The sequence below is a fragment of the Ruegeria sp. CH2 genome (genome assembly GCF_056537065.1).
Genome location: NZ_JBQFQV010000012.1, coordinates 14,214 through 37,740, shown reverse-complemented (window position 1 = coordinate 37,740; position 23,527 = coordinate 14,214). Strand labels below are relative to the sequence as shown.

Annotated in this window: 18 protein-coding genes; 11 read left to right on the top strand and 7 right to left on the bottom strand. The window is 58.4% G+C overall.

Features of this window, described 5'->3' with window-relative positions:
• Nucleotides 1-48: 48 nt before the first annotated feature.
• From ACR0M9_RS15420 to ACR0M9_RS15395, 6 genes are all read right to left on the bottom strand, one after another.
• Nucleotides 49-1,353 (bottom strand): NAD(P)/FAD-dependent oxidoreductase, encoded by a 1,305-nt coding sequence (locus tag ACR0M9_RS15420; protein ID WP_480774027.1) that lies wholly within the window; start codon nucleotides 1,351-1,353, stop codon nucleotides 49-51.
• A complete protein-coding gene (locus ACR0M9_RS15415) occupies nucleotides 1,350-2,024 on the bottom strand; it encodes a TetR/AcrR family transcriptional regulator (RefSeq protein ID WP_209505343.1) in 675 nt (224 codons plus the stop codon). The genes ACR0M9_RS15420 and ACR0M9_RS15415 overlap by 4 nt, the downstream gene beginning before the upstream one ends.
• Nucleotides 2,025-3,563, bottom strand: coding sequence for a trimethylamine methyltransferase family protein (locus ACR0M9_RS15410; RefSeq protein ID WP_480774026.1), 1,539 nt, complete (start codon nucleotides 3,561-3,563; stop codon nucleotides 2,025-2,027).
• Between the two features lie 2 nt (nucleotides 3,564-3,565).
• Complete coding sequence (locus ACR0M9_RS15405) at nucleotides 3,566-5,968, bottom strand: GcvT family protein (protein ID WP_480774025.1); 2,403 nt, start codon at nucleotides 5,966-5,968, stop codon at nucleotides 3,566-3,568.
• Nucleotides 5,969-6,078: 110 nt separating this feature from the next.
• Nucleotides 6,079-6,708: a glutathione S-transferase family protein gene (locus tag ACR0M9_RS15400; protein ID WP_480774024.1), complete on the bottom strand. Its 630-nt coding sequence runs from the start codon at nucleotides 6,706-6,708 to the stop codon at nucleotides 6,079-6,081.
• Between the two features lie 19 nt (nucleotides 6,709-6,727).
• Nucleotides 6,728-7,225 carry a class I SAM-dependent methyltransferase gene (locus ACR0M9_RS15395; protein WP_480585924.1) on the bottom strand — a complete coding sequence of 166 codons (498 nt, stop codon included), beginning with the start codon at nucleotides 7,223-7,225 and terminating at the stop codon, nucleotides 6,728-6,730.
• Nucleotides 7,226-7,458: 233 nt separating this feature from the next.
• Between ACR0M9_RS15395 and ACR0M9_RS15390 the strand changes: the two genes are divergently transcribed.
• From ACR0M9_RS15390 to ACR0M9_RS15370, 5 genes are read left to right on the top strand one after another with little or no spacing between them, the layout of a single operon-like run.
• The gene (locus tag ACR0M9_RS15390; protein ID WP_480774023.1) at nucleotides 7,459-9,231 is read left to right on the top strand and encodes an ABC transporter ATP-binding protein; all 1,773 of its coding nucleotides are present in this window, start codon (nucleotides 7,459-7,461) and stop codon (nucleotides 9,229-9,231) included.
• The gene (locus ACR0M9_RS15385; RefSeq protein ID WP_480484047.1) at nucleotides 9,224-11,137 is read left to right on the top strand and encodes an ABC transporter substrate-binding protein; all 1,914 of its coding nucleotides are present in this window, start codon (nucleotides 9,224-9,226) and stop codon (nucleotides 11,135-11,137) included. The genes ACR0M9_RS15390 and ACR0M9_RS15385 overlap by 8 nt, the downstream gene beginning before the upstream one ends.
• A gap of 14 nt (nucleotides 11,138-11,151) precedes the next feature.
• On the top strand, nucleotides 11,152-12,180 hold the full coding sequence (locus tag ACR0M9_RS15380; protein WP_267363792.1) for an ABC transporter permease: 1,029 nt from the start codon (nucleotides 11,152-11,154) through the stop codon (nucleotides 12,178-12,180).
• Entirely contained in the window at nucleotides 12,177-13,331 is a 1,155-nt protein-coding gene (locus ACR0M9_RS15375; protein WP_480484049.1) for an ABC transporter permease, read from the top strand. The genes ACR0M9_RS15380 and ACR0M9_RS15375 overlap by 4 nt, the downstream gene beginning before the upstream one ends.
• The gene (locus ACR0M9_RS15370; RefSeq protein WP_480774022.1) at nucleotides 13,328-14,680 is read left to right on the top strand and encodes a CoA transferase; all 1,353 of its coding nucleotides are present in this window, start codon (nucleotides 13,328-13,330) and stop codon (nucleotides 14,678-14,680) included. Before ACR0M9_RS15375 ends, ACR0M9_RS15370 begins: the two co-directional genes overlap by 4 nt.
• Before the next feature lie 61 nt (nucleotides 14,681-14,741).
• On the opposite strand, the gene ACR0M9_RS15365 is transcribed toward ACR0M9_RS15370, so the two are convergent.
• Nucleotides 14,742-17,123 (bottom strand): mechanosensitive ion channel domain-containing protein, encoded by a 2,382-nt coding sequence (locus ACR0M9_RS15365; protein ID WP_480774070.1) that lies wholly within the window; start codon nucleotides 17,121-17,123, stop codon nucleotides 14,742-14,744.
• A gap of 391 nt (nucleotides 17,124-17,514) precedes the next feature.
• On the opposite strand from ACR0M9_RS15365, the gene ACR0M9_RS15360 reads away from it, so the two are divergent.
• The 6 genes from ACR0M9_RS15360 to ACR0M9_RS15335 are packed head-to-tail and all read left to right on the top strand — an operon-like array spanning nucleotide 17,515 to nucleotide 23,521.
• Nucleotides 17,515-18,729 carry a glycosyltransferase family protein gene (locus ACR0M9_RS15360; RefSeq protein WP_480774021.1) on the top strand — a complete coding sequence of 405 codons (1,215 nt, stop codon included), beginning with the start codon at nucleotides 17,515-17,517 and terminating at the stop codon, nucleotides 18,727-18,729.
• On the top strand, nucleotides 18,726-19,973 hold the full coding sequence (locus ACR0M9_RS15355) for a glycosyltransferase family 4 protein (RefSeq protein WP_480774069.1): 1,248 nt from the start codon (nucleotides 18,726-18,728) through the stop codon (nucleotides 19,971-19,973). Before ACR0M9_RS15360 ends, ACR0M9_RS15355 begins: the two co-directional genes overlap by 4 nt.
• Nucleotides 19,973-21,049, top strand: coding sequence for a glycosyltransferase family 4 protein (locus ACR0M9_RS15350; protein WP_480774020.1), 1,077 nt, complete (start codon nucleotides 19,973-19,975; stop codon nucleotides 21,047-21,049). The genes ACR0M9_RS15355 and ACR0M9_RS15350 overlap by 1 nt, the downstream gene beginning before the upstream one ends.
• A complete protein-coding gene (locus tag ACR0M9_RS15345) occupies nucleotides 21,046-21,630 on the top strand; it encodes a histidine phosphatase family protein (RefSeq protein ID WP_480774019.1) in 585 nt (194 codons plus the stop codon). The genes ACR0M9_RS15350 and ACR0M9_RS15345 overlap by 4 nt, the downstream gene beginning before the upstream one ends.
• Entirely contained in the window at nucleotides 21,627-22,769 is a 1,143-nt protein-coding gene (locus ACR0M9_RS15340; RefSeq protein ID WP_480774018.1) for a glycosyltransferase family protein, read from the top strand. Before ACR0M9_RS15345 ends, ACR0M9_RS15340 begins: the two co-directional genes overlap by 4 nt.
• Nucleotides 22,766-23,521 (top strand): polysaccharide deacetylase family protein, encoded by a 756-nt coding sequence (locus ACR0M9_RS15335; protein ID WP_480774017.1) that lies wholly within the window; start codon nucleotides 22,766-22,768, stop codon nucleotides 23,519-23,521. Before ACR0M9_RS15340 ends, ACR0M9_RS15335 begins: the two co-directional genes overlap by 4 nt.
• The last annotated feature ends 6 nt before the right edge of the window (nucleotides 23,522-23,527 follow it).

The window sequence follows — 23,527 nt, the reverse complement described above, 5'->3', positions numbered from 1 at the left end:
CCAGCTGTTAACCTGCCCCACTCGACTTTGATCGATGCCAAAACCCGACTAGCCCAGAACCGAAAAACTGCTTTCCTCATTGATCGGGCGCTTGCGTGAGTAAAAGCCCACGTCGATGGTCCGTTTAATATAAGGCAGTTCGAATTGCAGCGGTTCCGCGTCGTGATCCGCTCCGCCTTCGCAATATGCGATCAGGGCTGCCATCATCTTACCCGCAATCGGTGCATTCTTATACTGGTTCCCGCTGGATCCGCAGGCCATGTAAAACCCCGGCAGGTTGGATTTGTCATAGATCGGAATCCAGTCGGTTGAGGCATCGTAAAGGTCAACCACACCACGCGTTTTCGATGGGATGCCAAGGGAAGGCACGCGCTGCGCATATCGCATGGCCTGTGTGGTCCATTGATCCGTGAATTCGCGGTTGTAGGTGACGTCATCCTCGCACCATTGATGCGGATCACACTCCGGATCCTCTGATCCCACAAGGATGTGATTGCCGTGTTCCGGGCGGCAATAGCAGGCAATGTCGCTGTCCGAGACGATGGTTCCGTCGTTTTCAAAGTCGAACCCTTCCGGGGCAGGGACATGTACGACCTCTTGCCGCAGGGGGCGGGTTTTGATGGTCATGTCATCCAGAACGCCTGCCATCCCATTGATGATAGCCGAGCCCGGCCCGGCCACGTTCACGACAACCCTTGCGCGTATTTCTTCGCCTGAGGCAAGTTTTACACCGGAAACACGTCCATCCTCGGTCAGGATCTCGGTTACTTCGGCACTGGTGCGAACCTCGGCTCCGTGCTGTTTGGCAGCATCCATCAGGTTTTGCGCCGACAAGGCCGGGTCGGTGACATATCCCGCCTGCGGCCAGTACACTCCACCCGTCATCTTTCGCCCGTTGGGCTGGCCGAATTCCGGGTCATCCATGCGGCGTGCCGGGGCAAAGCTGTCCAGCGAATAAACCGGCAGGCGTTCAACCACTTTATCCCCCGACCATTCTTCGAACGGGCAATCCAGTTCTGATGAATTGCGCATGTGCTTTTCCAGCATCCCGTTCGCCTCGGTCTTCATAACCAGGCAGCCGGTTTCCCTGAACTGAGCCAGATTGGCCCCCTCTGGCAGTCCAAGATAGTCAGCCCAGTCGCGCCAGTAATGATAGCCTTCCCAGGCAAACGCCGTTCCATCGAAGGTGGAATAATGCATCCGGATGATCGCGCAGGACCCGGCGGTTGAACCGTGTCCAACCTGTGCGTTGCGATCCAGAGACAGGGTTTTCCAGCCCGCCTTGGACATTTCGAACGCGATGGCCGCGCCGATCACACCTGTGCCAATGATGATTGCGTCTGGTTGACTCATGTCGGGTCTCCTTTCCAGTAGCGCCGGGAATATGCGCTGAATTCTTCAACTTCTTCGGGTTTCGGTTCAACGCCCGTAAAGGCGTATAGGTAATGCGGCACCATCGAGATCCGCGTCTCGAAGGGTTCGTTCAATTGTGCCAGATCATATCCGATCTGCATGTAATACAGCACGCGCGCACGCGTTTCGGACTCGATTTCGGAATAGCCGTATCTGGCGAACATCGCGTGCAAAGCTTCAAGCCGCCGTGTGTCAGACTGATCCAGCGCACGGCGTACTTTGCCCGATTTACGCGCCCAGTCGCGCACGGCAAAGTCCAATGCGGTGTCAAACAAATCCGTGTTGACCACACAACGATGCACGTTGCAGACCGCGCCCGTTATCGTTTCGGCTGGCGCTTCGGCCTGTTTTACAAGCGCAACCGTATTGGTCGCCTGCCACCGCGCCAGCAGTGCATCCAAAAGTTCCTGTCTGGACTTGAAGTACCAGTAGAAGGATGAACGTGACACGGCCATCCGCTCGGCCAGGTTAAGAACCTTGATCTGGTCCACCCCGTCCGAAATCAGCACGTCCATCGCCACGTTCAGCCAATCGTCGCGGGTCACCTTGATATTGCCGATCAGGGGCTCGGCCTCGGGATCATCGCGGTGAAGGATAGGTTTGTTGTTCATTCAACTCTCCGGTGGCGCCCCGCCCTCTGCGGTGCGACGTGCGATAAAGTCCTGCAAGGCACCAAAACGATCATTGTCTAAGGCAGGGGCCTTGAAATCGTTCAGGATACCCTGCCAAACCCCCGTTGCACGTTGGTTGGCATCTGTTGAACCGCGTTCGGTCCATGTGCCGAAATTGGCGTAGTCATGGACATGCGGTTGATAGAACTCGGTGATGTAGCGCTCCATCGTCTGGGGGCAGGCAAAGAAATGACCGCCGGGCGCGACCTCACTTAAAGCGGTGTCAAAGCCAATCTCGGCAGGCCCCGCCTGCGCGCCTGCGCAAAGCTCGGCCACCATGTTCAGCACCTCGGCATCACAGACCAGCTTTTCGAAGGATACGGTCAATCCCCCTTCCAGCCAGCCCGCTGAATGAATGATCACAGTCGCGCCGGCCATCAGGCAACCCCAAAGGCCAAACTGGTTTTCATTCGCCGCCTGTACGTCGTTGCTGTTTGACGCTGACCCTGCCGCCGACCGCCAGGGCAGGCCAAGGTGACGCGCCAGTTGGCCTGCGGCCAGTGATGCCTGAAAATGCGAGGGCGTCCCGAATGCAGGTGCACCGGATTTCATGTCCACATTGCTGGTGAACGTGCCATAACAGACCGGAGCGCCCGGTCTGGCCAGCTGCGCCAAGGTCAGCGCGGCCAGCGTCTCGGCATGGGACAGGGTGATTGCCCCGGCCACGGTGATCGGCGCCATCGCCCCCATCAGGGTGAACGGTGTGATGATCGACATCTGACCGTGGCGCGCAAAGTCGATCAGGCCTTGCGCCATGGGAATGTCCAGCGTGCGCGGGCTGTTTGTGTTGATGATCGTGTAACAATGCGCGTTGCCCCGGAACTCATCATCCGACAGACCTCGCGCCGTGGACAGCATCTCAAAGCAATCCATGACCTGCGGCGTGCCGCGCGAGAAGAAGAACGGGAACTTGTCGGTCAGTTCCATCTGTGCCTGTGTCGTGAAGTAGTGGCGCAGATGCGTCGGTACATCCTGAGGTTCAACCTGAGGAGAGATCATCTGGAACACATCGAAATGATGGGTGAGCTTCAGAAACTCCAGATAATCCTGACCTGTCGCCGGGCGGCGACCACGTTCCAGATCGGTTGCGTTCGGCGCGCCTGCCCCCGGTTGAAACACCAGCGAACCCAGTTCCAGAGTGAAATCCCGATGCCGTGAACCGGCACGACAAGCAATAGATTTGGGGGCCGAGGCAACGGCAGCCTCAACCATCTCGCGCCCGATAAAGACCATCTCACTGTCTTCATCCACGCGCGCGCCACCCTGCTTGAACAGCTTGCGCGCCTCGGGAAGCAGGGTCTTTACACCCAACTCCTCGAGCGTACGCAACGCTGTCTCGTGCATGTCCGCAATCTGGTCAGCCGGGAACACCTCCATCAATGGGAAAGGGTTCCTAAGCTGGCGATAGTTCACGTCGCGGCTGGGCTGCGGGGCAGCCTCGCCCCCTCGCCTTCGGCGTCGTCGGTCCGGAGCGGCCATGATCAGCCCCGCATCGCTTTGCCCTGAGGGTCGTAGGGCGACGGTGCAATTACCCGCGCCGGACATTCCACCCCTACGACATGGACAGACAGTTCCGTACCTGGGTCCACCTTGTCACGGTCAATCAAGGCCATTGCCAACGACTTGCCGGTATAGTGCCCGTAACCGCCTGAGGTCACAAAACCCACGCGTTCACCATTGGCCCAGACCGGCTCATACCCGCTGGCATCGGCGTCCAACGCATCGATTTCCAGTGTCACCTGCACCTGCGCCGGGCCATTGCCATCCCGCTCGGCCAGAGCGGCCTTCTTGCCGATGAAATCCTTGTCCCAGTCGATCCAGCGATCCATGCCGGTCATGCCGGGTGTGTAAGCCTGCGTGAACTCTGCCGACCAGATGCCAAAGCTTTTCTCAAGCCGGGTTGACAGCATCGCATTGAAACCGCACTCGCGGATACCCTCTTCTGCACCGGCTTCCAGCAAAATGCGGCGCAGCTTGATGTGATCGCCATAGCGGCAGTTGATTTCATACCCTTTTTCGCCGGTCACCGACATACGAGCCACGCGGGCACGGACGAGACCGATGTCGAAATCACCGCAGCCCATGAATTTCAGACCCGAGATATCCTGTTCGGCCATTTTTTCGACCACCGCCTGCGATTTTGGTCCGACCACGGCGAACCCGCAATACTCCTCTCCCAGGTCGCGGACAGTGACCCCATCCATCATATGATCGTTGAACCATCGCATATGCCAGGCGCGCAGGTAATAGCTGCCCATGATCCACCAGGTGCCATCGCCCCAGTTCAACACGGTCAGATCGCCTTTGAGCCGCCCGTCCTCGCCCAGCATCGGCGCCAGTTTGGCACGTCCCGGGGCGGGCAGTTTCGACGCCATAACGTTATCCAGCCAAGCCTCGGCATTTGGGCCCGAAACCTCAAAGCGGGAAAAACCCGTGATATCCATCAGACCCACGCCCTCACGGATGGTCCTGCATTCAGCGGCCACAATGTCGTGCGCGTTCGAACGTTTGAGTGTTGGCGTTTCCTCGAACCCTTTGGGCGCGAAATACAGCGGCACCTCCAGATCCCAGCTGACACCCCATTTGCAACCGGCCTCGGTCATCGCGTCATGCGCCGGGGCCATCTTCAGCGGGCGACCCGCAGGCAGTTGCTCGTTCGGATAGGTCATCACGAAGCGGCGCGAATAGAACTGGCCAGTGGTTTCACGGATATACCGCTTGTTCTGTGCGAAATCACCATAGCGCGCCACATCCATCGGCCAGGCATCCGCTTCGGGCTCGCCATGGATCATCCATTCGGCCAGCGTTTTGCCAACACCCCCACCTTGCAGGAAGCCCGCCATCACAGCACAGGCCGTCCAATATCCCCGTTTGCCCGGAACCGGACCAACCAGCGGGTTACCATCCGGTGAGAACGTAAACGCACCATTGACCCATGTCTTGATGCCCACGTTCTGGATCGACGGATACCGCTCAAAGCCCAGCGTCAGCTCGTTCTCGATCCGGTCAAGCTGTTCCTGAAACAGTTCCTCGCCATAGTTCCACGGCGCTCCGTCCATCGCCCAGTGTTCGTGATCGACCTCGTAGATCCCAACCAGAACACCCTTCTGGTCCTGCCGCATATAGGTGAATCCTTCGAGGTCCACAGTCATCGGCATCTCGAAATCCGCCTGCGCCACTTCGGGCACAGTGTCTGTGATCAGATAGTGGTGCTTCAACGGCGAGACTGGCAACTCTACCCCGGCCATGCGCCCAACCTGCTTGGCCCAGAGCCCGGCCGCGTTGACCACATGTTCACAGGTGATCGTGCCCTTATCGGTCACCACCTGCCAGCCATCTGCCGTCTGGATCAGCTCTTCGACCTTGGTTTCCTCATAATATTCGGCACCACGTTTCCTGGCCGCAGTCGCATAAGCCTGAACTGTGCCTGTCGTATCGATATACCCTTCGCGATCCGCCCACATCGCGCCCAAAACACCGTCGGTTGACATGATTGGGCAGCGTCTCCGTGCCTCTTGCGGGGTCAGCAGCTCGCAATCATCAATGCCGATTGACTGGAAGATGCGGTAATTGGCCTGCAACCACTCCCAGCGTTCAGGCGTACCGGCCAGCGTCAGACCACCGGTCATGTGCAAACCGATATTCTGGCCCGATTCTTTTTCGATCTCACTCAGTAGGTCAATTGTGTAGGCCTGCAACGAGGCCATGTTCGGATCCGCGTTCAGGGCATGGATGCCGCCCGCTGCATGCCAGGACGATCCCGATGCCAGCCGCCGCCTCTCCAGCATGACCACATCGGACCAGCCGAATTTGGCCAGATGATACAGAACCGAAGCACCAACGACGCCCCCACCAATGACCACTACGCGATATTGGGATTTCATCCCGACCTCCCTGAACAGAATCTGAGAAGACGCTAGTGGCACTGTTCAGTTCTGTCTAGACATTTATGTACAGTACGGAATGCGAGAACTCTGCCGAATGCTTTGCAAACCTAAAGCTGGGCGCTTGGGCGGGCTTTCACGCTTTCAAACCAAACCTGCGTGTTCGTATTGCCGTCCGGTATCCGCATCTTAATGACGCGCGCGAAATCGACAAAAACAAAAGTGGATATATCCGCCAGAGTGAATACATCGCCCGCAACATACGCGCTTTGCATCAACCGCGCCTCCAGCAGTTCAAAAAATGACGCAACCCGCTCGCGCCCACGCTGCGCCAGTTCGGGGATCTGCGCATGATTAACCGTGCCGGGAATAGCACGGTCTTTGAACGCCGGATGGCTGTTGCGTAAAGCTTCAGCGATGGGCGCACCGCCCTGCTGCTCGGCAATTGCGTTCCACATCAGGACCAACCCTTTTTCATCAGCGGTCCGGCCCATCAAGGGCGGCTCGGGGAAACGCGCTTCAAGATACGCGGCGATGCCAAGATTTTCGGTCAGGACTGCGCCGTCATCCGTTACCAGAACCGGGATTGTGGCCCGGGGGTTCACTGCACGAAACTCAGTGCTCAACTGCGCGCCCTCAGCAATCGAGATTTCGTGCGTTTCGATGTTCAACCCTTTTTCCGCGATGAACATGCGGGCACGGCGCGGGTTTGGGGCCGTAGAGCAATCGTAGAATATCATGCAGGCCCCTTCTCTCTGGTCAACGCCGATAGATGAAACAGCGCCCTTCGACGGCACCCTCGGGCAACGGCATTTCCTCCAGCGCCTCGAAATACATCCGGTCACTTGAAACCATTAATCCACCCGGTGCCAGCAAGGGCTCGATCAACGGGGAAACAAGCCGCGCAAAGATGTCGTTCTTTTCGCGATTATGCCCCCCAAGGTCTGCATGAATCAGGCTTGCTGTCGGTCCAAACCTGTCGACCGCCGCTGGCAGCGTCTCGCGCACATCCCCCAAGATCACCCGATCCTCGGGCGGGGTTGAATCAGGGTGCGAAGCCACCGCGCGTTCGAAAACAAAGACAGGACGTCCATCGATATGCTGCACAAGATGATGATAGGTGCGCCCATTGCCCAACCCCAGTTCAAACACCGGGCCAGCCATGCCTGCCGTTTGCGCAATCGCGTGATCCAGGCAGGCGCGCTGCGACACCATACGATCGATAAACAAGTCCAGACGACTTTGATTCTCGGACACTGGCAAATATCTCCTTGATACCAATCGAAAGCATAGGTGCCCCCGACGCCGCCTTAGATGACAAATTCTCAAGACTTTGTGTAGCGACGAAGCCCAAAGTTTCACATTTTCGCGACATTTCAGCCCAAGAACGGGTTTGACTAGACAGGCGGAACCGCGCGACACTGACGAAAAAATCACGGGGAGTTGAAACGACCGATGTCACCAAGCGGCCAAACGGTTGGAAAACCTGCATGAGAGCGTTGTTGTCTGTCAGAGACCTCAGCATCGGCTTTGGTGCGGGAAGTTCAGTGGTCACGGATGTGAATTTCGATGTCAAACCAGGAGAAACCTTGGCGCTGGTCGGTGAATCGGGATCGGGTAAAACCATCACGTGCCGGGCCGTCTTGCGGATTCTGCCGCGAACGGCCCAGATACGCAGCGGCACGATAACTCTGAATGATTCCAAGGGCACATGTAACCTGACAGCTGTCTCCGAGCGGGAAATGCGCGGCATTCGTGGCAATCGCGTTTCGATGATCTTTCAGGAACCCATGCGATCGCTGTCACCTCTGCACAAGATTGGGAATCAGGTCAGTGAAGTCCTGTGGCTCCATCGTGGGCTTTCCGAGTCCGAGGCGCGCAAAAATGTCCTGACGCAGTTCGAGCGCGTGGGCTTTCCAGATCCGCAGCGCGCCTATGACTCCTACCCGTTCGAACTGTCGGGCGGAATGCGCCAACGCGCCATGATTGCGATGGCAATGGTATCCAAACCCGAACTGCTGATCGCGGATGAGCCAACCACCGCGCTGGATGTGACCACTCAGGCGCAGGTTCTGGGGCTGATCAAGGAATTGCAGCGCGAGACCGGCATGGCGCTTATTCTGGTGACCCATGATCTGGGCGTGGTCGCCAACATGGCCGAACAGGTTGTGGTCATGCACAAGGGCCGCATCATGGAGGCTGGCCCGGCCGCACCAATCCTGACCTCCCCCGCACATCCATATACCAAACAACTGTTTGATGCTGCACCGGAAATTCCAGATCAGGATGCTGTGGGTATACCGATGCCGGACGACGATCTGATCCTTCAGATGAAGGGTGTCTCCAAAACCTACACGATGCGGTCCAGCAAAGGGTGGCAGGCCGACAAGGAAATCTATGCGTGCAAAGGGGTCGATCTGAATTTGGCACGCGGCAAGACGCTGGCCATTGTCGGTGAAAGCGGATCAGGTAAAACAACAGCCGCGCGGATCGCGTTGGGTGCGGAACTGCCCGATCCCGGTGGAGAAGTCCTGTTTCGCACCGTGCCGAATGCCGATCCTATCACAGTGCACAACATGACCCGCGCCCAGCGCACGGCGTTTCAGCGCAATGCGCAGATGGTGTTTCAGGATCCCTACAGCTCGCTCAGCCCGCGGATGCGCATTCAGGACGCGATGACCGAGCCGCTGGAAATTCACCGCATCGGAACAACGGCCGAGCAGCGCGACAAGGCCGCCGAGATGTTGCAGCGCGTCGGCCTGACAGCCGACATGCTGAAACGCTATCCACACGCCTTTTCGGGGGGGCAGCGGCAACGTCTGTCGATAGCCCGCGCCATGATGCTCGACCCGCAGCTCATCGTGTGTGACGAACCCACCTCGGCGCTGGACGTATCGGTACAAGAGCAGATTCTGACCCTGTTGGAAAATCTGCAGGAACGCCTGAACCTGTCCTATCTGTTCATCTCGCACGATCTGGCTGTGGTCGCGCGGATCGCCGACGAAGTTGCCGTGATGCGTCGCGGCCTGATCGTCGAGCAAGCACCCCCCGAAACTCTTTTCTACAATCCGCGCCACCCCTACACCAAAGCGCTGATTGCCGCTCAACCCGAACCCGACATCAATCGCCCGATCGACCTGCAAGTGGTTTCCTTGGGCGCCGGCGCGCCGGACAGTTGGGATGAAGCCTTTCGTTTCTCGGACACCGTGATACCCTCATTGGTGGAATTGGAACCGGGCCATAAGGTACGTTGCCATGTTTAAGACCACTCGCCCCCTGATCCTGGCCGCTTCGCTGGCGCTCATCGGGATGCTGCCCGCCACGGCAGAGACAATTCCGACGCCGCAGGAAAGCGCGTTCTGGAACGCGGAAGTAGAAGCGGGCAATCTGCCACCCGTTCAGGAGCGCCTGCCAGCGGACCCGCTGATTGTAGATCTGGCAGCAAAGGGTCGCGAGTTCGGCAAACAAGGCGGCACCCTGCGCACCATGATCACGCGGTCCAAAGATATCCGCCAGATGGTTGTCTATGGCTATGCGCGGCTGGTCGGTTTCGACCAGAACTACGAGATTATCCCCGATTTGCTGGCATCGTTTGAAAACGAAGACGGCCGCAAGTTCACCCTGAAACTGCGCGAAGGGCACAAATGGTCAGACGGTTCTCCGTTTACGTCGGAAGATTTCCGCTATTGGTGGGAAGACGTTGCCAACAACAAATTGCTCAGCCCGTCAGGCCCGCCGGATTTTCTGATTGTCGAAGGCAAATCACCCACCGTTACCTTCCCGGATGAAACCACGGTGATTTTCGAATGGGAAGACCCTAACCCGGGTTTTCTACAATCGCTGGCTCAGGCAAGACCGCCGTTTATCTATCGTCCTGCAGCTTTCCTGAAACGATATCACGAGAAATATGCCGACCCCGAGGAACTTGCCTTTCTGGTCGACGATGCCCGCGTCAAAAGCTGGGCCGCGCTGCACAACAAGCTCGACAACCTGTACAAGTTCGACAATCACGAATTGCCCACGTTGCAACCGTGGCTGAACGCAAGTTCCGGCAAGAAAATCCGCCACAATTTCGTACGTAACCCCTATTACCACCGTATCGACAGCAAAGGGGTTCAACTGCCCTATATCGATGTGGTCGAGATGGAGATCGTTGCCCCCGGTCTGGTCGCTGCCAAAACCAATGCAGGGGAAAGCGACCTGCAAGGCCGGGGTCTGGATTTCCGCGACGCTTCGATCCTGAAAAAAGGCGAAGCGCAAGGCGGCTACAAGACATTGCTGTGGAAAACCGGCGTTGCATCGCAAATCGCGATCTATCCGAACCTCAATTTCGAGGATGACGTCTGGCGCGATGTGCTGCGTGACGTCCGTGTACGGCGCGCCCTGTCCCTTGCCATCGACCGCGAGACAATCAACCAAGCTTTGTATTTCAAGCTAGCGCATCCCGGCGCAATGTCGGTTCTGCCGGCCTCGCCCTTTTATGATGAGAAGAATGCCACCGCATGGGCCGGTTACGATGTCGGCCAGGCCAATGCGTTGTTGGATGAGGTCGGCCTGACCAAGCGCGACAAGAACGGTATTCGCCTGCTACCGGACGGGCGCCCTATGGAGCTGGTGATCGAAACCGCTGGCGAGCGGCAAGAGGTTGAAAACGCCCTTCAGATCGTTACTGACACCTGGCGCGAGATCGGGGTCAAGCTGGTCATGCGCCCGTTGGATCGCGATATCCTGCGCAACCGGGTGTTTGCAGGTAACTCGATGGCATCGGTCTGGTATGGGTGGGATGACGGTATCCCGCAGGCGCACACGTCCCCGGCGTACCTGGCACCAACCGATCAGGTCTTCCTGGCCTGGCCAAAATGGGGCCAGTTTTATCAGACAGGTGGTGAAGCCGGGGAAGCCCCCGACATGCCCGAGGCAGAACGCCTGATGCAACTGGCCCATGACTGGGAGGTCGCAACTACCGATGACGAACGCAAAGAAGTCTGGACTGAGATGCTGAGAATCCACGCCGACCAGCTTTTTGCCATCGGTATCCTGAACGGAGCACCCCAACCGATTGTCGTGTCGAACCGTCTGCGCAATGTGCCGGAACAGGCCATGTGGGCATGGGAGCCCGGTGCGCATTTCGGCGTTCACCGCCCGGACGAGTTCTTTTTCGCCGACTAAGCAGGAGCAGCTAAATGGTCATGCTGCGCTATGCGGTGTATCGCTTTTTCACGATGCTGCTGACATTGTTGGTGGTCTCGGTCCTGATTTTCATAATCATCAACCTGCCGCCCGGTGATTACCTGAGCAACCAGATTGCCGAGCTTCAGGCCTCGGGCCAGTCAGCAGGTGTCGCCAAGGCCGAGTTTCTGCGCGCCGAGTACGCTCTGGATCGCCCGATGTGGGAACAGTACCTGATCTGGGTGGGCTTCTGGCCGGGACCGCACGGATTTTCGGGTCTGATCCAAGGTAATTACGGCTGGTCATTTGAGTTCGACCGGCCTGTATCTGAAATCGTGGGCGACACGCTTTGGCTGACGGTCGTCGTCAACCTGGCCGCGATCCTGTTTGTTTATGCCGTTGCTCTTCCCCTGGGTGTTATTGCTGCGGCGCGATCACGGACATGGATTGATTATACCTCGGCCTTTGTGGGTTATCTGGGGCTAGCGACACCCAACTTTTTGTTGGCCCTGATCCTATTCTACTACGGGCATCGGTATTTCAACCTGCCTATCGGCGGCCTGATGGATCCGCAATTCGAAGGTCAGCCGCTGAGTTGGGACAAGATGAAATCTATTCTCATCCACCTGATCGTTCCGACTTTTGTCATCGGAACCTCGGGCGCATCGGCGATGATGCAGCGCCTGCGGGCAAATATGCTCGATGAACTGGGGAAACCCTATGTGGAAACGGCCATTGCCAAAGGTATGGCGCCGTCGCGGATGCTGACGAAATATCCGTTGCGCGTGGCATTCAACCCGTTCGTTGCGGATATCGGTAACCTTCTGCCATCTATGGTGTCGGGATCGGTTCTGGTGTCAGTCGTTCTGGGCTTGCAAACCATCGGGCCGACTTTGCTGACAGCACTGAAAACGCAGGACCAATTCCTGTCCGCGTTTATCCTGATGTTTGTCGCGCTGCTGACGCTTATCGGCACGATGATCTCGGATATTCTGCTGGTGATGCTGGATCCCCGCATACGATATGAGGGGCGCGAAGCATGACCGATACTCCTGACAACCGCTACGTCGATGACGCGCCGTTTGATCCGCAGGCGTCGATACAGCAACTGGAACGCGCCGATCTGGATGCCCCCAACTGGGTATTGGTCTGGCGCAAGTTCCGCACGCATAAGCTGGGTCTGATCTCGGGCATCTTCCTGCTAATGTGCTATCTGATGCTCCCATTTGCCGGTTTCATCGCGCCGTATGGCCCGAATGACCGGAACGGAGAGCATCTGTATGCGCCACCGCAATCGGTGAACTGGTTTTACGAAGGCGCTTTTATCGGCCCCCATGTTTTTCCAATCGTCGCCGAGGCGGATCTGGAAACCTTCCAGTGGAAGTTCGTCCCTGACACTGACGACCCGCGCCCGATCCGGTTCTTCTGTGAAGGGTCCGAATATCGACTTGCGGGTCTTATCAAGACAGACAGGCATCTTTTCTGCGCGCCGGATGGTGCCACCTTGTTCCTCTGGGGGTCCGACAGGCTGGGTCGCGATATCTTCAGCCGCATCCTCTATGGGGCGCAGCTGTCGCTGACCGTGGGGCTGATCGGTATTTCGGTGTCATTCTTTCTGGGTATCCTGTTCGGTTCGATGGCGGGTTATTTCGGGGGGCGCATTGACTGGGTCATCAACCGGGTCATCGAAATCCTGCGTTCACTGCCGGAACTGCCGCTGTGGCTGGCACTGTCTGCCGCCGTGCCATCGAACTGGAGCCCGGTTGCCGTATTCTTCATCATTTCGATCATCCTCGGCATCCTCGACTGGCCAGGACTGGCGCGTTCAGTTCGTGCAAAGTTCCTGTCACTACGCGAGGAAGAATACGTTCGTGCGGCAGAAATGATGGGTGCAAGCTCGGGCCGGGTGATCCGTAAGCACTTGTTGCCGAATTTCATGTCTCACTTGATTGCATCAGCCACCCTGTCGATCCCGGCAATGATCCTTGGGGAAACGGCGCTTAGCTTTCTTGGCCTGGGCCTTCGTGCACCAGCGGTCAGCTGGGGGGTGATGCTGAATGACGCGCAAAACCTCGCATCGATCGAGATCTACCCCTGGACGGCAATCCCGATGCTGCCGATTATCGTGATCGTACTGGCCTTCAACTTCCTGGGTGACGGGTTGCGCGACAGCCTTGATCCTTATCAGCAATGAGCCTTCTTGCCACCCTTCCCGCCGCCGACCGATATCGCAAGGTCGGCACAGGCGCTCTGCCAAGTGCTTTTGCCGTCTCCGAACTGGCGACGGCCAGCTTTGCAGCCGTTGGGCAAGAGATGGCCCGCTTTATGCAGGCGCTGAACCTGACCCAAAACGCCCCCGAGATCGCCATCGACCACCGGCTGGCATCGTTGTGGTTCGGCTATTCCTTCAAGTCCGATGGCTGGGAAATGCCAAACCTTTGGGATGCGGTCGCGGGGGACTACGGGGCCTCAGATGGCTGGATCAGGCTGCACACCAACCTTCCGCGCCATCGCGCAGCAGCGATGAAGGTTCTCGGAACCCCGCCAGAGCGTGAAGCTGTGACAAAAGCCGTCAGAACCCGGGCCATATCCGATTTGGAAACCGATATTGTGGCCGAAGGCGGCGTGGCCGCTGCCATGCGCAGCCGGACCGAGTGGCTTGAACATCCGCAGGGCCGCGCTGTATCGCGCGACCCGTTGATTGGCTGGCAAGGCCCCCGGTACGTCAAGCTGCGGGAGAGACCGCAGGCAACCCCTGCAAGACCTCTTGCCGGGCTGCGGGTTCTTGACCTTACACGCGTTCTGGCAGGTCCGGTATCGACCCGCACATTGGCCGGTTTCGGGGCCGAGGTTCTGCGGATCGATCCGCCCGGTTGGGACGAACCCGGTGTGATCCCCGACATTTCACTTGGAAAACACTGCGCCTATCTCGATCTGAAATCGACCAATGGCATGGAACGGCTGCAAGAACTTCTGCCCCAAGCGGATGTGTTCGTACACGGGTACCGGCCCGGCGCTTTGGACGCGCTTGGCATGACCCGCGCCAAGCGCGATGAACTGGCACCGAACAGGGTCGAGGTGACGCTGAATGCCTATGGCTGGCAAGGCCCCTGGTCGACCCGGCGCGGGTTTGACAGCCTTGTCCAGATGAGCGCGGGAATTGCACATGCGGGCATGGGATGGGCTGACGCAGACAAACCGACGCCGTTGCCGGTTCAGGCTTTGGACCACGCAACCGGCTACCTGATGGCCGCCGCCGTCCTTTCCGCATTGGCCGAGGCTGCGTCGGGTAATTCCATCATGCATGCGCATCTGTCCCTTGCCCGCACCGCCGAGCTATTGGCGGTTCTCGGCAAAGACGACGTCGAGGCCGAGCCCATTATTCCAATACCCACGGATTACTCGCCTGTGACAGAAGCCTCGGGCTGGGGACCGGGGCACCGTCTCAAACCAGCGCTTAGCCTCGGTGACGCTGTGCTGCAATGGGATTTACCGGCGTCGAAACTGGGCACATCCGAACCGGTCTGGCCCTTCGTTTCCTAGTGACCCAGCTCTTTCGGTGGCCCCTCATCCGAGGCGCGATTCAAAGCGACGGAAGGCCTTGCTATCGGTCGTCACCGCCCGGTCCGATATCGTCCAGATAATCCTCGTCGATCGCGGCCTGAACAGCCCCCGTCACGGCTTCACGCTGTTTCGGTGTCAGGTCTTCTGCTTCCTTGCCATCCGCCAATCTTACAGTGACCTCGCGATGTGCAAACTTGATCCCTTCGCGCGCGAACAGCTCGCGAATGTCCTGATAGACCTTCTTGCGTACCAGCCATTGATCACCCGGTTTCGTCATGAACTTGACCCGGATAATCATCGCCGAATCCTGCATCTCGATCACGCCCTGCGACTTTAGCGGCTGGATGAAATTGTCTCCGATTACAGGATCGGTCAACAACTCCTGTCCCAGTTTCTTGATCAGTTTGCGGACCTTCTCGACATCGGTGTCATAGGTCACGCGCAGCGGCAGCTTCATAATCACCCAATCGCGCGAGTAGTTGGTCAGCACTTTGATCTCACCAAAGGGAATGGTGTTCAGCGCACCCAGATGGTGGCGCAGTTGCATGGACCTGACCGAGATTTTCTCGACCGTGCCTTTCACATCCCCAATGTCGATATATTCTCCTTTCCGGAACGCATCATCCAACAAGAAGAATGCGCCGGAAAAAATGTCGCGCACCAGCGTTTGTGACCCGAACCCCACGGCCAAACCAACCACACCGGCACCCGCAAACAGCGGGCTGACGTTAATACCCAGTTCCATCAGGACTATCAGAACGATTGTAACCACGACAACGGCCAGAATTGCGCCCCGGAAAAGCGGCAACAACGTTGCCAGACGGCTTTGCCCGCCTTCGCCACCTTCGTCGCCTAGTTCAACCTCGGTGCCATCGTCGGATTCTTCAGCGATTTTGCTGTCGATCCAAATCCGAAAGAAGTGAAACAGGATGTACCCGATGAACAGGACAACCATCACATCCAGCGCACGTTCAACGGGCAGGTCCTCGCTCCAGTCCGCATTCGGGTACCAGATCACGACAAGCGCATAAGCCCCGAGCACGAATGCCAGTATCCCGGCTACCCGGCGGGCCAGGTCTTCATAAGTCAGAAGATGCTGCTTCGGTTGTTCGGGCTCGGATACTTCCGTCGCCACGACCCCTTCATCCGCTGCGGCGGCTTCCCCGTTTATTTCGCTAATCATGCGCGAGCGGTCAAAATATCGCTCCAGCAGATAGTTCATTGCACCATAGGCCACGACCACGGACATGAAGATCATGTAGCTGCTTGCAATCAGCGGCAGCGGCGTCGGATGCTCCAGCGCCAGATCAACGGCCAGACGGAACCAGCTGAACACGACATAGATAATCAATGCCGGTGCCCAGCCAAAAGACACGAACCGCAACAGCCATGACACCTGTTCGGATGCCCGCCCACCCCGGATCGCGTTCGAGATTGCACGGGCGTTGAACAGGATCATCAGTATGTTGCCCAGCGCGCCCAGCATTGTCAGACCGCCATACACCATGGCGTAGACGTTGTAGTTCAGTCCAAAATCCGCGACCCAGGTAGAAAACAGAACGACCGAAATGTCATAGGTCGCCAGCACGGACGCCCAAATATACAGCCTGCGCGCATTCTTGTCCGAAAAGGGCGGTAATCGATATTGGCTCAGATAAGGTGACAGGACCATGCGCCAGAGGTCCGACACCGTGCGCGACAGGAAAAAGGCCGTAAAGATTGCCGTGATCGTGAACTGGACCGAGATATCCTCGGCCTCGCCAAAGATCAGATACCCGACGATCAAAGCCATGATCATGGCAAAGACCGTGGCTCCAATCCCCATCAGGAACCGGAACAGCAGGAACGGCATCTTTTCCCGATACCCCTGTGGTTCGTCCTTGATCCGCGCCACCACCCAGCGGCGCGCGAACCGCTTCCCGTATATCTCGATCGACAGCCACCGCCCAAGTAACAGGAACAGGATGTTCCAACCCAACACCTCGACATAGGTCTGAATTCGGCCATCCGGGCTGGTCTGGCGCAGGATGTATTGTACTTCAAAAATAGAATAGGGCAGCGCCTCGAGCCTCGATTGCATCGACTCACGGAACTTCGAGAACCGCTCTTGCGCCTTCATCAGTTGCGAACCGTCACCCATTGGGTTGCTCGAATCGCTGTCTGCGCCCTCCGAACCTGCATCCTTTCCGCCTGCCGTTGTCACAACCTGACCGGCACTGTCGATGACAATGACACTTGCGCCCGCATCGCTGGCCGCGCGGATTGCAGCGGCCAGATCACTTTCCTTGTCGGCCTCGGACGAACTGCCCGACCCTGAAGGATATCCGGGAATCAAGGATGACTGCGCCAATGCACCAGTGGAAATGCTCAGGAAAATGGCCCAAAACGCCAAAAAAAATGCGGCCAGAAAGTTATTTCGCATTGGGTCGTGCATCCAGTTTTTGCCGATATTGGTCAGATTACAGAAGCGTTTCAAGCAGTTCAAATACTCGCATCGAACCGTCTCAATATCGTGTTTGGACGTGTTCTTGGCGCACTCTGATGAGCGCAGGTGTTTTCAATCTTTCAATAATTGAATATGACCAAGCAAAGGTTTCTGGTCGGCCTCGATTGTCTTCATCGTTCTCATTAGGCGATCTTGTCTGGCGGTGGTGCGATATGTCGCGAAACAGTCAATACGCTGTTGCCAAATCGCAATGCTTGAAACATTTGCAAGTGCGCAAATCCGCCTTTGGCAAGCGTGGGATTGAAATATACAGTAACGCTTGCGAACGCGCGGATTTCGCTCTGGGATCAAGAAGACGGGCAACACTATGAGCCTTGGCACAACCAATTCTAAACCGGACCGCGCGCCGCGTATCCTGTTTTACAGCCACGACACGTTCGGTCTGGGGCATTTGCGCCGGTCCCGCGCCTTGGCTGCGGCAATCACGCAGGCGGATCCAAGCGCCTCGGCGCTGATCCTGACGGGTTCGCCCGTGGCAGGCCGTTTTACCTTTCCCCGCCGCGTTGACCATGTGCGCCTGCCCGGTGTGACCAAGCGCGCGGACGGATCGTATGCCGCGCGCACAATCGGAATGGGGATCGACGAAGTAACCGAATTGCGCGCGGGATTGATCCAGACTGCGGTTCAGCAATTCGACCCCGACGTGTTGGTCGTCGACAAGGAACCGACAGGGTTCCGGGGTGAGCTGGTGCCGACACTGAAATACCTTGAACGCCATTGCGGAACGAAACTGGTTCTGGGTCTGCGTGATGTGCTGGACGAACCCGAAGTACTGGCCGCCGAGTGGGCGCGCAAAGAAGCCATCGAAGCGACCGAGCGGTTCTATCATGAGATTTGGGTTTATGGATCACAGTCGATCTATGACCCGACGCAAGGCTTGCCGCTAAGCGCGTCAGCGCGATCCCGCATTCACTGGACGGGATATCTGCGCCGCGACCTCGGCCCGATCGGGGAACCGCCTCAGCAACCCTATATCCTGATCACACCCGGCGGCGGGGGCGATGGCAAGGCGTTGGTCAACCTCGTCTTGTCCGCCTACGAGAAAGACCCAGACCTGTCGCCGCGTGCCGTGCTGGTCTATGGCCCATTCCTGTCGGGTGAATTGAGGAATGAATTCGAAGCACGGGTTGCCGCATTGAATGGTCGTGTAACCGCGGTTGGATTTGAATCGCAGATCGAAACGCTGTTTGCCGGGGCCGAAGGCGTGGTCTGCATGGGCGGCTACAACACGTTTTGCGAGGTCCTGTCCTTTGACAAACGGGCCGTCATCGTTCCACGCACCACACCCCGTCTGGAACAGTGGATACGGGCCTCACGCGCAGAAGAGCTGGGGCTGGTCAAGATGCTGGACGAACAACGCGACAGCCTGACACCCGACGCAATGATCCGTGCCATCCGCAACCTGCCGCACCAATCTGTGCCGTCACAGGCCATCCAAAGCGGTTTACTGGACGGTTTGGACTATGTCACCGACCGCATTGACAGCCTGCTGACATGGGAACAGAAACGAGCCACTGGATGAACTCGGCCTATCCCAATCTGGCGGTTGTGGTCAAAGGCTGGCCGCGACTGTCCGAAACATTTATCGCGCAGGAACTTGTTGCCTTGCAGGAAGCCGGGCACCGATTTGACATCTGGTCTCTGCGCCATCCGACCGACACCAAACGTCACCCTTTGCACGACCGTTTCGCAGGGCAGGTTCGCTATCTGCCGGAATACCTGCATGAAGAGCCACAGAGAGTGTGGGCGGCCCGCGCTGCCGCCCAGGACCTGCCCGGCTATGCCGAAGCCTACAAGATCTGGCGGCACGACCTGCGCCGCGATCCCACGCCGAACCGCATCCGCCGCTTCGGGCAAGCATGTGTTCTGGCCGCTGAGTTACCCGCCCAGACGCAGGGGCTCTATGCCCATTTCATGCACACCCCCTCGTCGGTCGCCCGGTATGCGGCCATCATGCGCGGTCTGCCATGGAGCTTTTCTGCCCATGCCAAGGACATCTGGACCTCACCGGATTGGGAAAAGCGTGAAAAGCTGCAGGCCGCAACGTATGGGGCCGCTTTCGGGGCCACCTGCACGGCAATCGGCGCGGAACACCTGCGCAGCCTAGCTGATGACCCCAACCGCGTGGAGCTTATCTATCACGGTCTGGACCTGTCGCGCTTCCCCGAACCGCCAAAACGCAGGATACGCGCCGCTGGCGATCCGTTTCACATGATTTCCGTTGGACGACTGGTTGAAAAGAAGGGCTTTGACCGTCTTATTGCGGCCTTCACACTGCTGCCGGAAAACCTGAACTGGCATTGGACCCACATTGGCGGCGGGGGTCTTGGGGACACGCTACGGGCGCAGGCGCGCGCTGCTGGTATCACGGACCGCATCACCTGGAGGGGAGCGTGCGATCAGCCAGAGGTGATCGATGCCATGCGCAGGGCCGACCTGTTTGTCTTGCCCAGCCGGATTGCTGCGGATGGTGATCGTGACGGATTGCCAAACGTGTTGATGGAGGCCGCATCGCAGCTATTGCCGATCCTGTCGACACCGGTTTCGGCCATACCGGAGTTCATCCAATCCGGAACGCATGGCGTGTTGTCTGATGACGACCCGGCTGCATTGGCTTCGGCCATTTCAGCTCTGGCCGCTGATCCGGAAACGGAAGCAACTATGGCGCGTGCAGCCTATGACCGTCTGATTGCAGATTTTCGAATGGACCCTGGTATTGCACGGCTGTCGGCACGGCTGAAAACCCTGAGCATGGAAGACGCGTAATGGCGCGGGTTGCGTTTTATGCGCCAATGAAATCCCCCGGCAGCCAGAAACCCTCGGGCGACCGCGAAATGGCGCGAAACCTGATGCTCGCCTTGGCGGCGCAAGGGGATAAGGTCGAACTGGCCTCGGACCTGCGCATCTATGACAAGAACGGGGACCGGGACCTACAGCGAACCCTTGTTCGCGCGGCTGAGATTGAAGCACAGCGGCTGAACGCCGAGTTGCCCTTTGATACTGATCTTTGGGTGACTTATCACAATTACTACAAAGCACCCGACCTGCTGGGCCCCAAGATCTGCCAGGCGCGCGGCATTCCGTATGTGCAATTGGAAAGTACGCGCGCATCAAGCAGGCTGAACGGGCCGTGGGCCGATTTCGCCCAAGCGGCGCATCAGGCGTGTGATGCAGCGGATATCATTTTCTACCACACAGCCAATGACCTGATTACGTTGGAACGGGACCGTTTTGGCAAGCAGGCACTGGTTGAATTGCCGCCATTTCTGCCTGAAACCGTGTTGCCTGTGGCAACGACCGGGGACGGCCCCATGCTGACTGTCGGAATGATGCGGCATGGGGACAAGCTGGCGTCCTACCGGATTTTGGCCGAAGCCCTTTCGCACCTGACATGTGACTGGAACCTGAACATCGCGGGGGACGGTCCGGCGCGGCCGGATGTTGAAGCGTTGATGGTGCCGTTCGGAAGCCGGGTGCGTTTTCTGGGCCAGCTCGACCGGGCGGCCTTGCAGAAAATCTACCAACACGCATCCCTGCTTGTCTGGCCCGGCGTGAACGAAGCCTATGGGATGGTCTATCTCGAGGCGCAGGCGACAGGCCTGCCCGTGATCGCACAGGACCGCTCCGGCGTTCGGGATGTGCTGGCACCTGCTGTTTACTCATCGGTTGATGCTGGGGCCAGAGGGCTTGCCGATCACATGCAAAACCTGCTGGAGGATACCGCGCAGCGCCATGCGCTTGGGGCGAATGCGCGCAGCTATGTGGCCCGGCGTCATCTTATGCCTCAGGCGACCGAGCGATTGTGGGCACATCTACGGCCCTTGTTGAAGGATGTATCATGACCCGTCTTGCACTGCTTCGCCACGGGCATACCCATTGGAACCGCGCAGGGCGCATTCAGGGGCGCAGTGATATTCCACTGGATGACGACGCGCGGTCTGAACTGGCCGGGTATCGCTTGCCTGACCCATGGGCCGCCGCTGATATCTGGTCCAGCCCGTTGCTGCGCGCCAGTGAAACGGCACGGATCGTGTCTGGGCGCGCCCCGAAAACCTCGGACGCGCTGACCGAAATGAATTGGGGCGACTGGGAGGGGCTTCGAGGCGTCGACCTGATCGCCGATGAAACCAGCGGGTATCGCCATATCGAAGACTGGAGCTGGGATTTTCGCCCGCCTCACGGTGAAAGCCCTGCCGAGGTTTGGACCAGGCTGCGCCCCTGGGTGTCCGGACTGCGAAAGGATACAGTCGCGGTCTGCCATATTGGCATCATGCGGGTCATTCTCGCCCAGGCGTGGGGTTGGGATTTTGATGGTCCCGCCCCCTTCAAGATCAAGCGCAATCGGCTGTATATCGTTGATATGGACACAATGACCGCAGACCCGGACCCCGTTCGCCTGATCAAACATGGGCCGCTGCCATGAAGGTAATGATCGTTGTCACGCACCTTTTGGGAACAGGACATCTGAGCCGGGCCCTGACGTTGGGCCGGGCGTTTCGGGATGACGGTCACGAGGTCATGGTCGTTTCGGGCGGAATGCCTGCGCCTCAACTGGACAGCAGCGGGCTGACCCTGTTCGGTTTGCCGCCGCTCAGATCAGATGGAACCAATTTCACCCGGCTTCTGACTGAAAGCGGCGTCGAGGCTGACGCGGATTATCGGCGCGCACGTGTGACAGCCATCGTGCAGGCGGTAAACAGCTTTCAGCCGCAAATTCTGATAACCGAGCTTTACCCCTTTGGTCGCCGGTCTCTGGCGGCGGAATTCGACGCGGCCCTGAATGCGGCACGGGCCCTGCCTCGGCCTCCGGTCATCCTGGGATCGATCCGGGATATTCTGGCCCCTCCTTCCAAACCTGCCAAGGCCCAGCGGACAGAAGATATCGTCACCCGCTTTTATGACGGCATTCTTGTTCACTCGACCGAAAGTGTCACACCGCTTTCGGTCAGTTGGCCGGTGTCGGACCGATTGGCGGAACGGTTGTATTATACCGGCTTTGTTGCGCCTGAGTTGCCTCAACCGCATCCTGATGCCGTTGGGCAGGGCGAAATCCTTGTCAGTGCCGGCGGCGGTTCTGTGGGGCAACCGATCTTTCGCGCGGCCATCGAGGCCGCCCGCCAGATGCCCAACAGGCGTTGGCGCCTGCTGGTCGGCGGGACGGATGCCAAGGCGAGAATAGCCGCGCTGTCCCAACTGGTCGAAGGAACCTCAGCAATTCTGGAACCCGTGCGCCCGGATTTTCGCCAGATGCTGCCCCATGCGGCGGCATCGGTCAGCATGTGCGGCTACAACACCGCCATGGATATTCTGCAAAGCGGAACACCCGCTGTTTTTGTCCCATTCGATGATGGCAAAGAGGTTGAACAGGGGCTGCGTGGGCAAAGCCTGTCGAGTTTGCCAGCCATCGAGGTGCTTCTCAGCCGAACCCTGAGCGGGCAGGCGTTGGCGCAGGCCGTAGAGCGCGTCATTTCAGATGGACCCCGAGCACAGCAGGATTTCGGATTTGATGGCGCGGCCCAAACCGTAGAGATCGCCAAGAACCTGCTGGAGCGGCGTACATGAACCCGGACTGGTACCCACTTGAGGTCGAACTGACCCATTGGCATGCAGCGAGCCTGTCGTTGCCGCTGTGGTGGCGAGACGATGACGCGATCGCTCCGACATCGCAGTTAGACCACCTGTCCGATCTGGCCGCACAGTTGGGCCTGCCGGTACATCTGGCCGTCATTCCCCACGCGGCAACCCCTGCGCTGGCTAACTATGTTGCGCGCGGCGAAACTCTCATCCCTGTGGTCCACGGGTGGTCCCACAAGAACCATGCGCCCGCCAGTGAGAAGAAAGCCGAGTTTCGCCACAACCGTCCGTTGGACGAGGTTGTTGCCGATGCCGCGGCAGGACTGTCACGCCTTGACGCCTTGTTCGGCAAAACCGTGCGGCCGATGTTTGTCCCTCCGTGGAACCGCATTGCACCAGAAGTCATCGAACATCTTCCGTCACTGGGATACCGCATTCTTTCCACGGCAACGCCCCGCAGAACGAAAATGGCGGCTGCGGGGCTTGAGCAGGTCAACACACATCTTGACCCGATTGGCTGGCGGGGTTCACGCGGTCTGATCTCTCCGGACCACCTGATCGCTCAGACAGTTAACCTCCTGCGGGACAGGCGCGAAGGCCGCGCAGACAACGCCGAGCCGTTTGGAGTATTGACCCATCACCTGGTCCATGATCAGGACATCTGGGCCTTTACCGAGGCGTTGTTGAAACATCTGCTGGACGGTCCTGCCACACTCTGGGTCGCACCGAAGAACGAATAAGGACAT

Excerpts from the sequence above, each read along its gene's own strand:
- ACR0M9_RS15370 (WP_480774022.1), top strand. The coding sequence starts at position 13,328 with ATGAGCCTTCTTGCCACCCTTCCCGCCGCCGACCGATATCGCAAGGTC.
- ACR0M9_RS15360 (WP_480774021.1), top strand. The coding sequence starts at position 17,515 with ATGAGCCTTGGCACAACCAATTCTAAACCGGACCGCGCGCCGCGTATC.
- ACR0M9_RS15410 (WP_480774026.1), bottom strand. The coding sequence starts at position 3,563 with ATGGCCGCTCCGGACCGACGACGCCGAAGGCGAGGGGGCGAGGCTGCC.
- ACR0M9_RS15390 (WP_480774023.1), top strand. The coding sequence starts at position 7,459 with ATGAGAGCGTTGTTGTCTGTCAGAGACCTCAGCATCGGCTTTGGTGCG.
- ACR0M9_RS15385 (WP_480484047.1), top strand. The coding sequence starts at position 9,224 with ATGTTTAAGACCACTCGCCCCCTGATCCTGGCCGCTTCGCTGGCGCTC.
- ACR0M9_RS15400 (WP_480774024.1), bottom strand. The coding sequence starts at position 6,708 with ATGATATTCTACGATTGCTCTACGGCCCCAAACCCGCGCCGTGCCCGC.
- ACR0M9_RS15365 (WP_480774070.1), bottom strand. The coding sequence starts at position 17,123 with ATGCGAAATAACTTTCTGGCCGCATTTTTTTTGGCGTTTTGGGCCATT.
- ACR0M9_RS15420 (WP_480774027.1), bottom strand. The coding sequence starts at position 1,353 with ATGAGTCAACCAGACGCAATCATCATTGGCACAGGTGTGATCGGCGCG.
- ACR0M9_RS15340 (WP_480774018.1), top strand. The coding sequence starts at position 21,627 with ATGAAGGTAATGATCGTTGTCACGCACCTTTTGGGAACAGGACATCTG.
- ACR0M9_RS15335 (WP_480774017.1), top strand. The coding sequence starts at position 22,766 with ATGAACCCGGACTGGTACCCACTTGAGGTCGAACTGACCCATTGGCAT.
- ACR0M9_RS15415 (WP_209505343.1), bottom strand. The coding sequence starts at position 2,024 with ATGAACAACAAACCTATCCTTCACCGCGATGATCCCGAGGCCGAGCCC.
- ACR0M9_RS15345 (WP_480774019.1), top strand. The coding sequence starts at position 21,046 with ATGACCCGTCTTGCACTGCTTCGCCACGGGCATACCCATTGGAACCGC.
- ACR0M9_RS15405 (WP_480774025.1), bottom strand. The coding sequence starts at position 5,968 with ATGAAATCCCAATATCGCGTAGTGGTCATTGGTGGGGGCGTCGTTGGT.
- ACR0M9_RS15350 (WP_480774020.1), top strand. The coding sequence starts at position 19,973 with ATGGCGCGGGTTGCGTTTTATGCGCCAATGAAATCCCCCGGCAGCCAG.
- ACR0M9_RS15375 (WP_480484049.1), top strand. The coding sequence starts at position 12,177 with ATGACCGATACTCCTGACAACCGCTACGTCGATGACGCGCCGTTTGAT.
- ACR0M9_RS15380 (WP_267363792.1), top strand. The coding sequence starts at position 11,152 with ATGGTCATGCTGCGCTATGCGGTGTATCGCTTTTTCACGATGCTGCTG.
- ACR0M9_RS15355 (WP_480774069.1), top strand. The coding sequence starts at position 18,726 with ATGAACTCGGCCTATCCCAATCTGGCGGTTGTGGTCAAAGGCTGGCCG.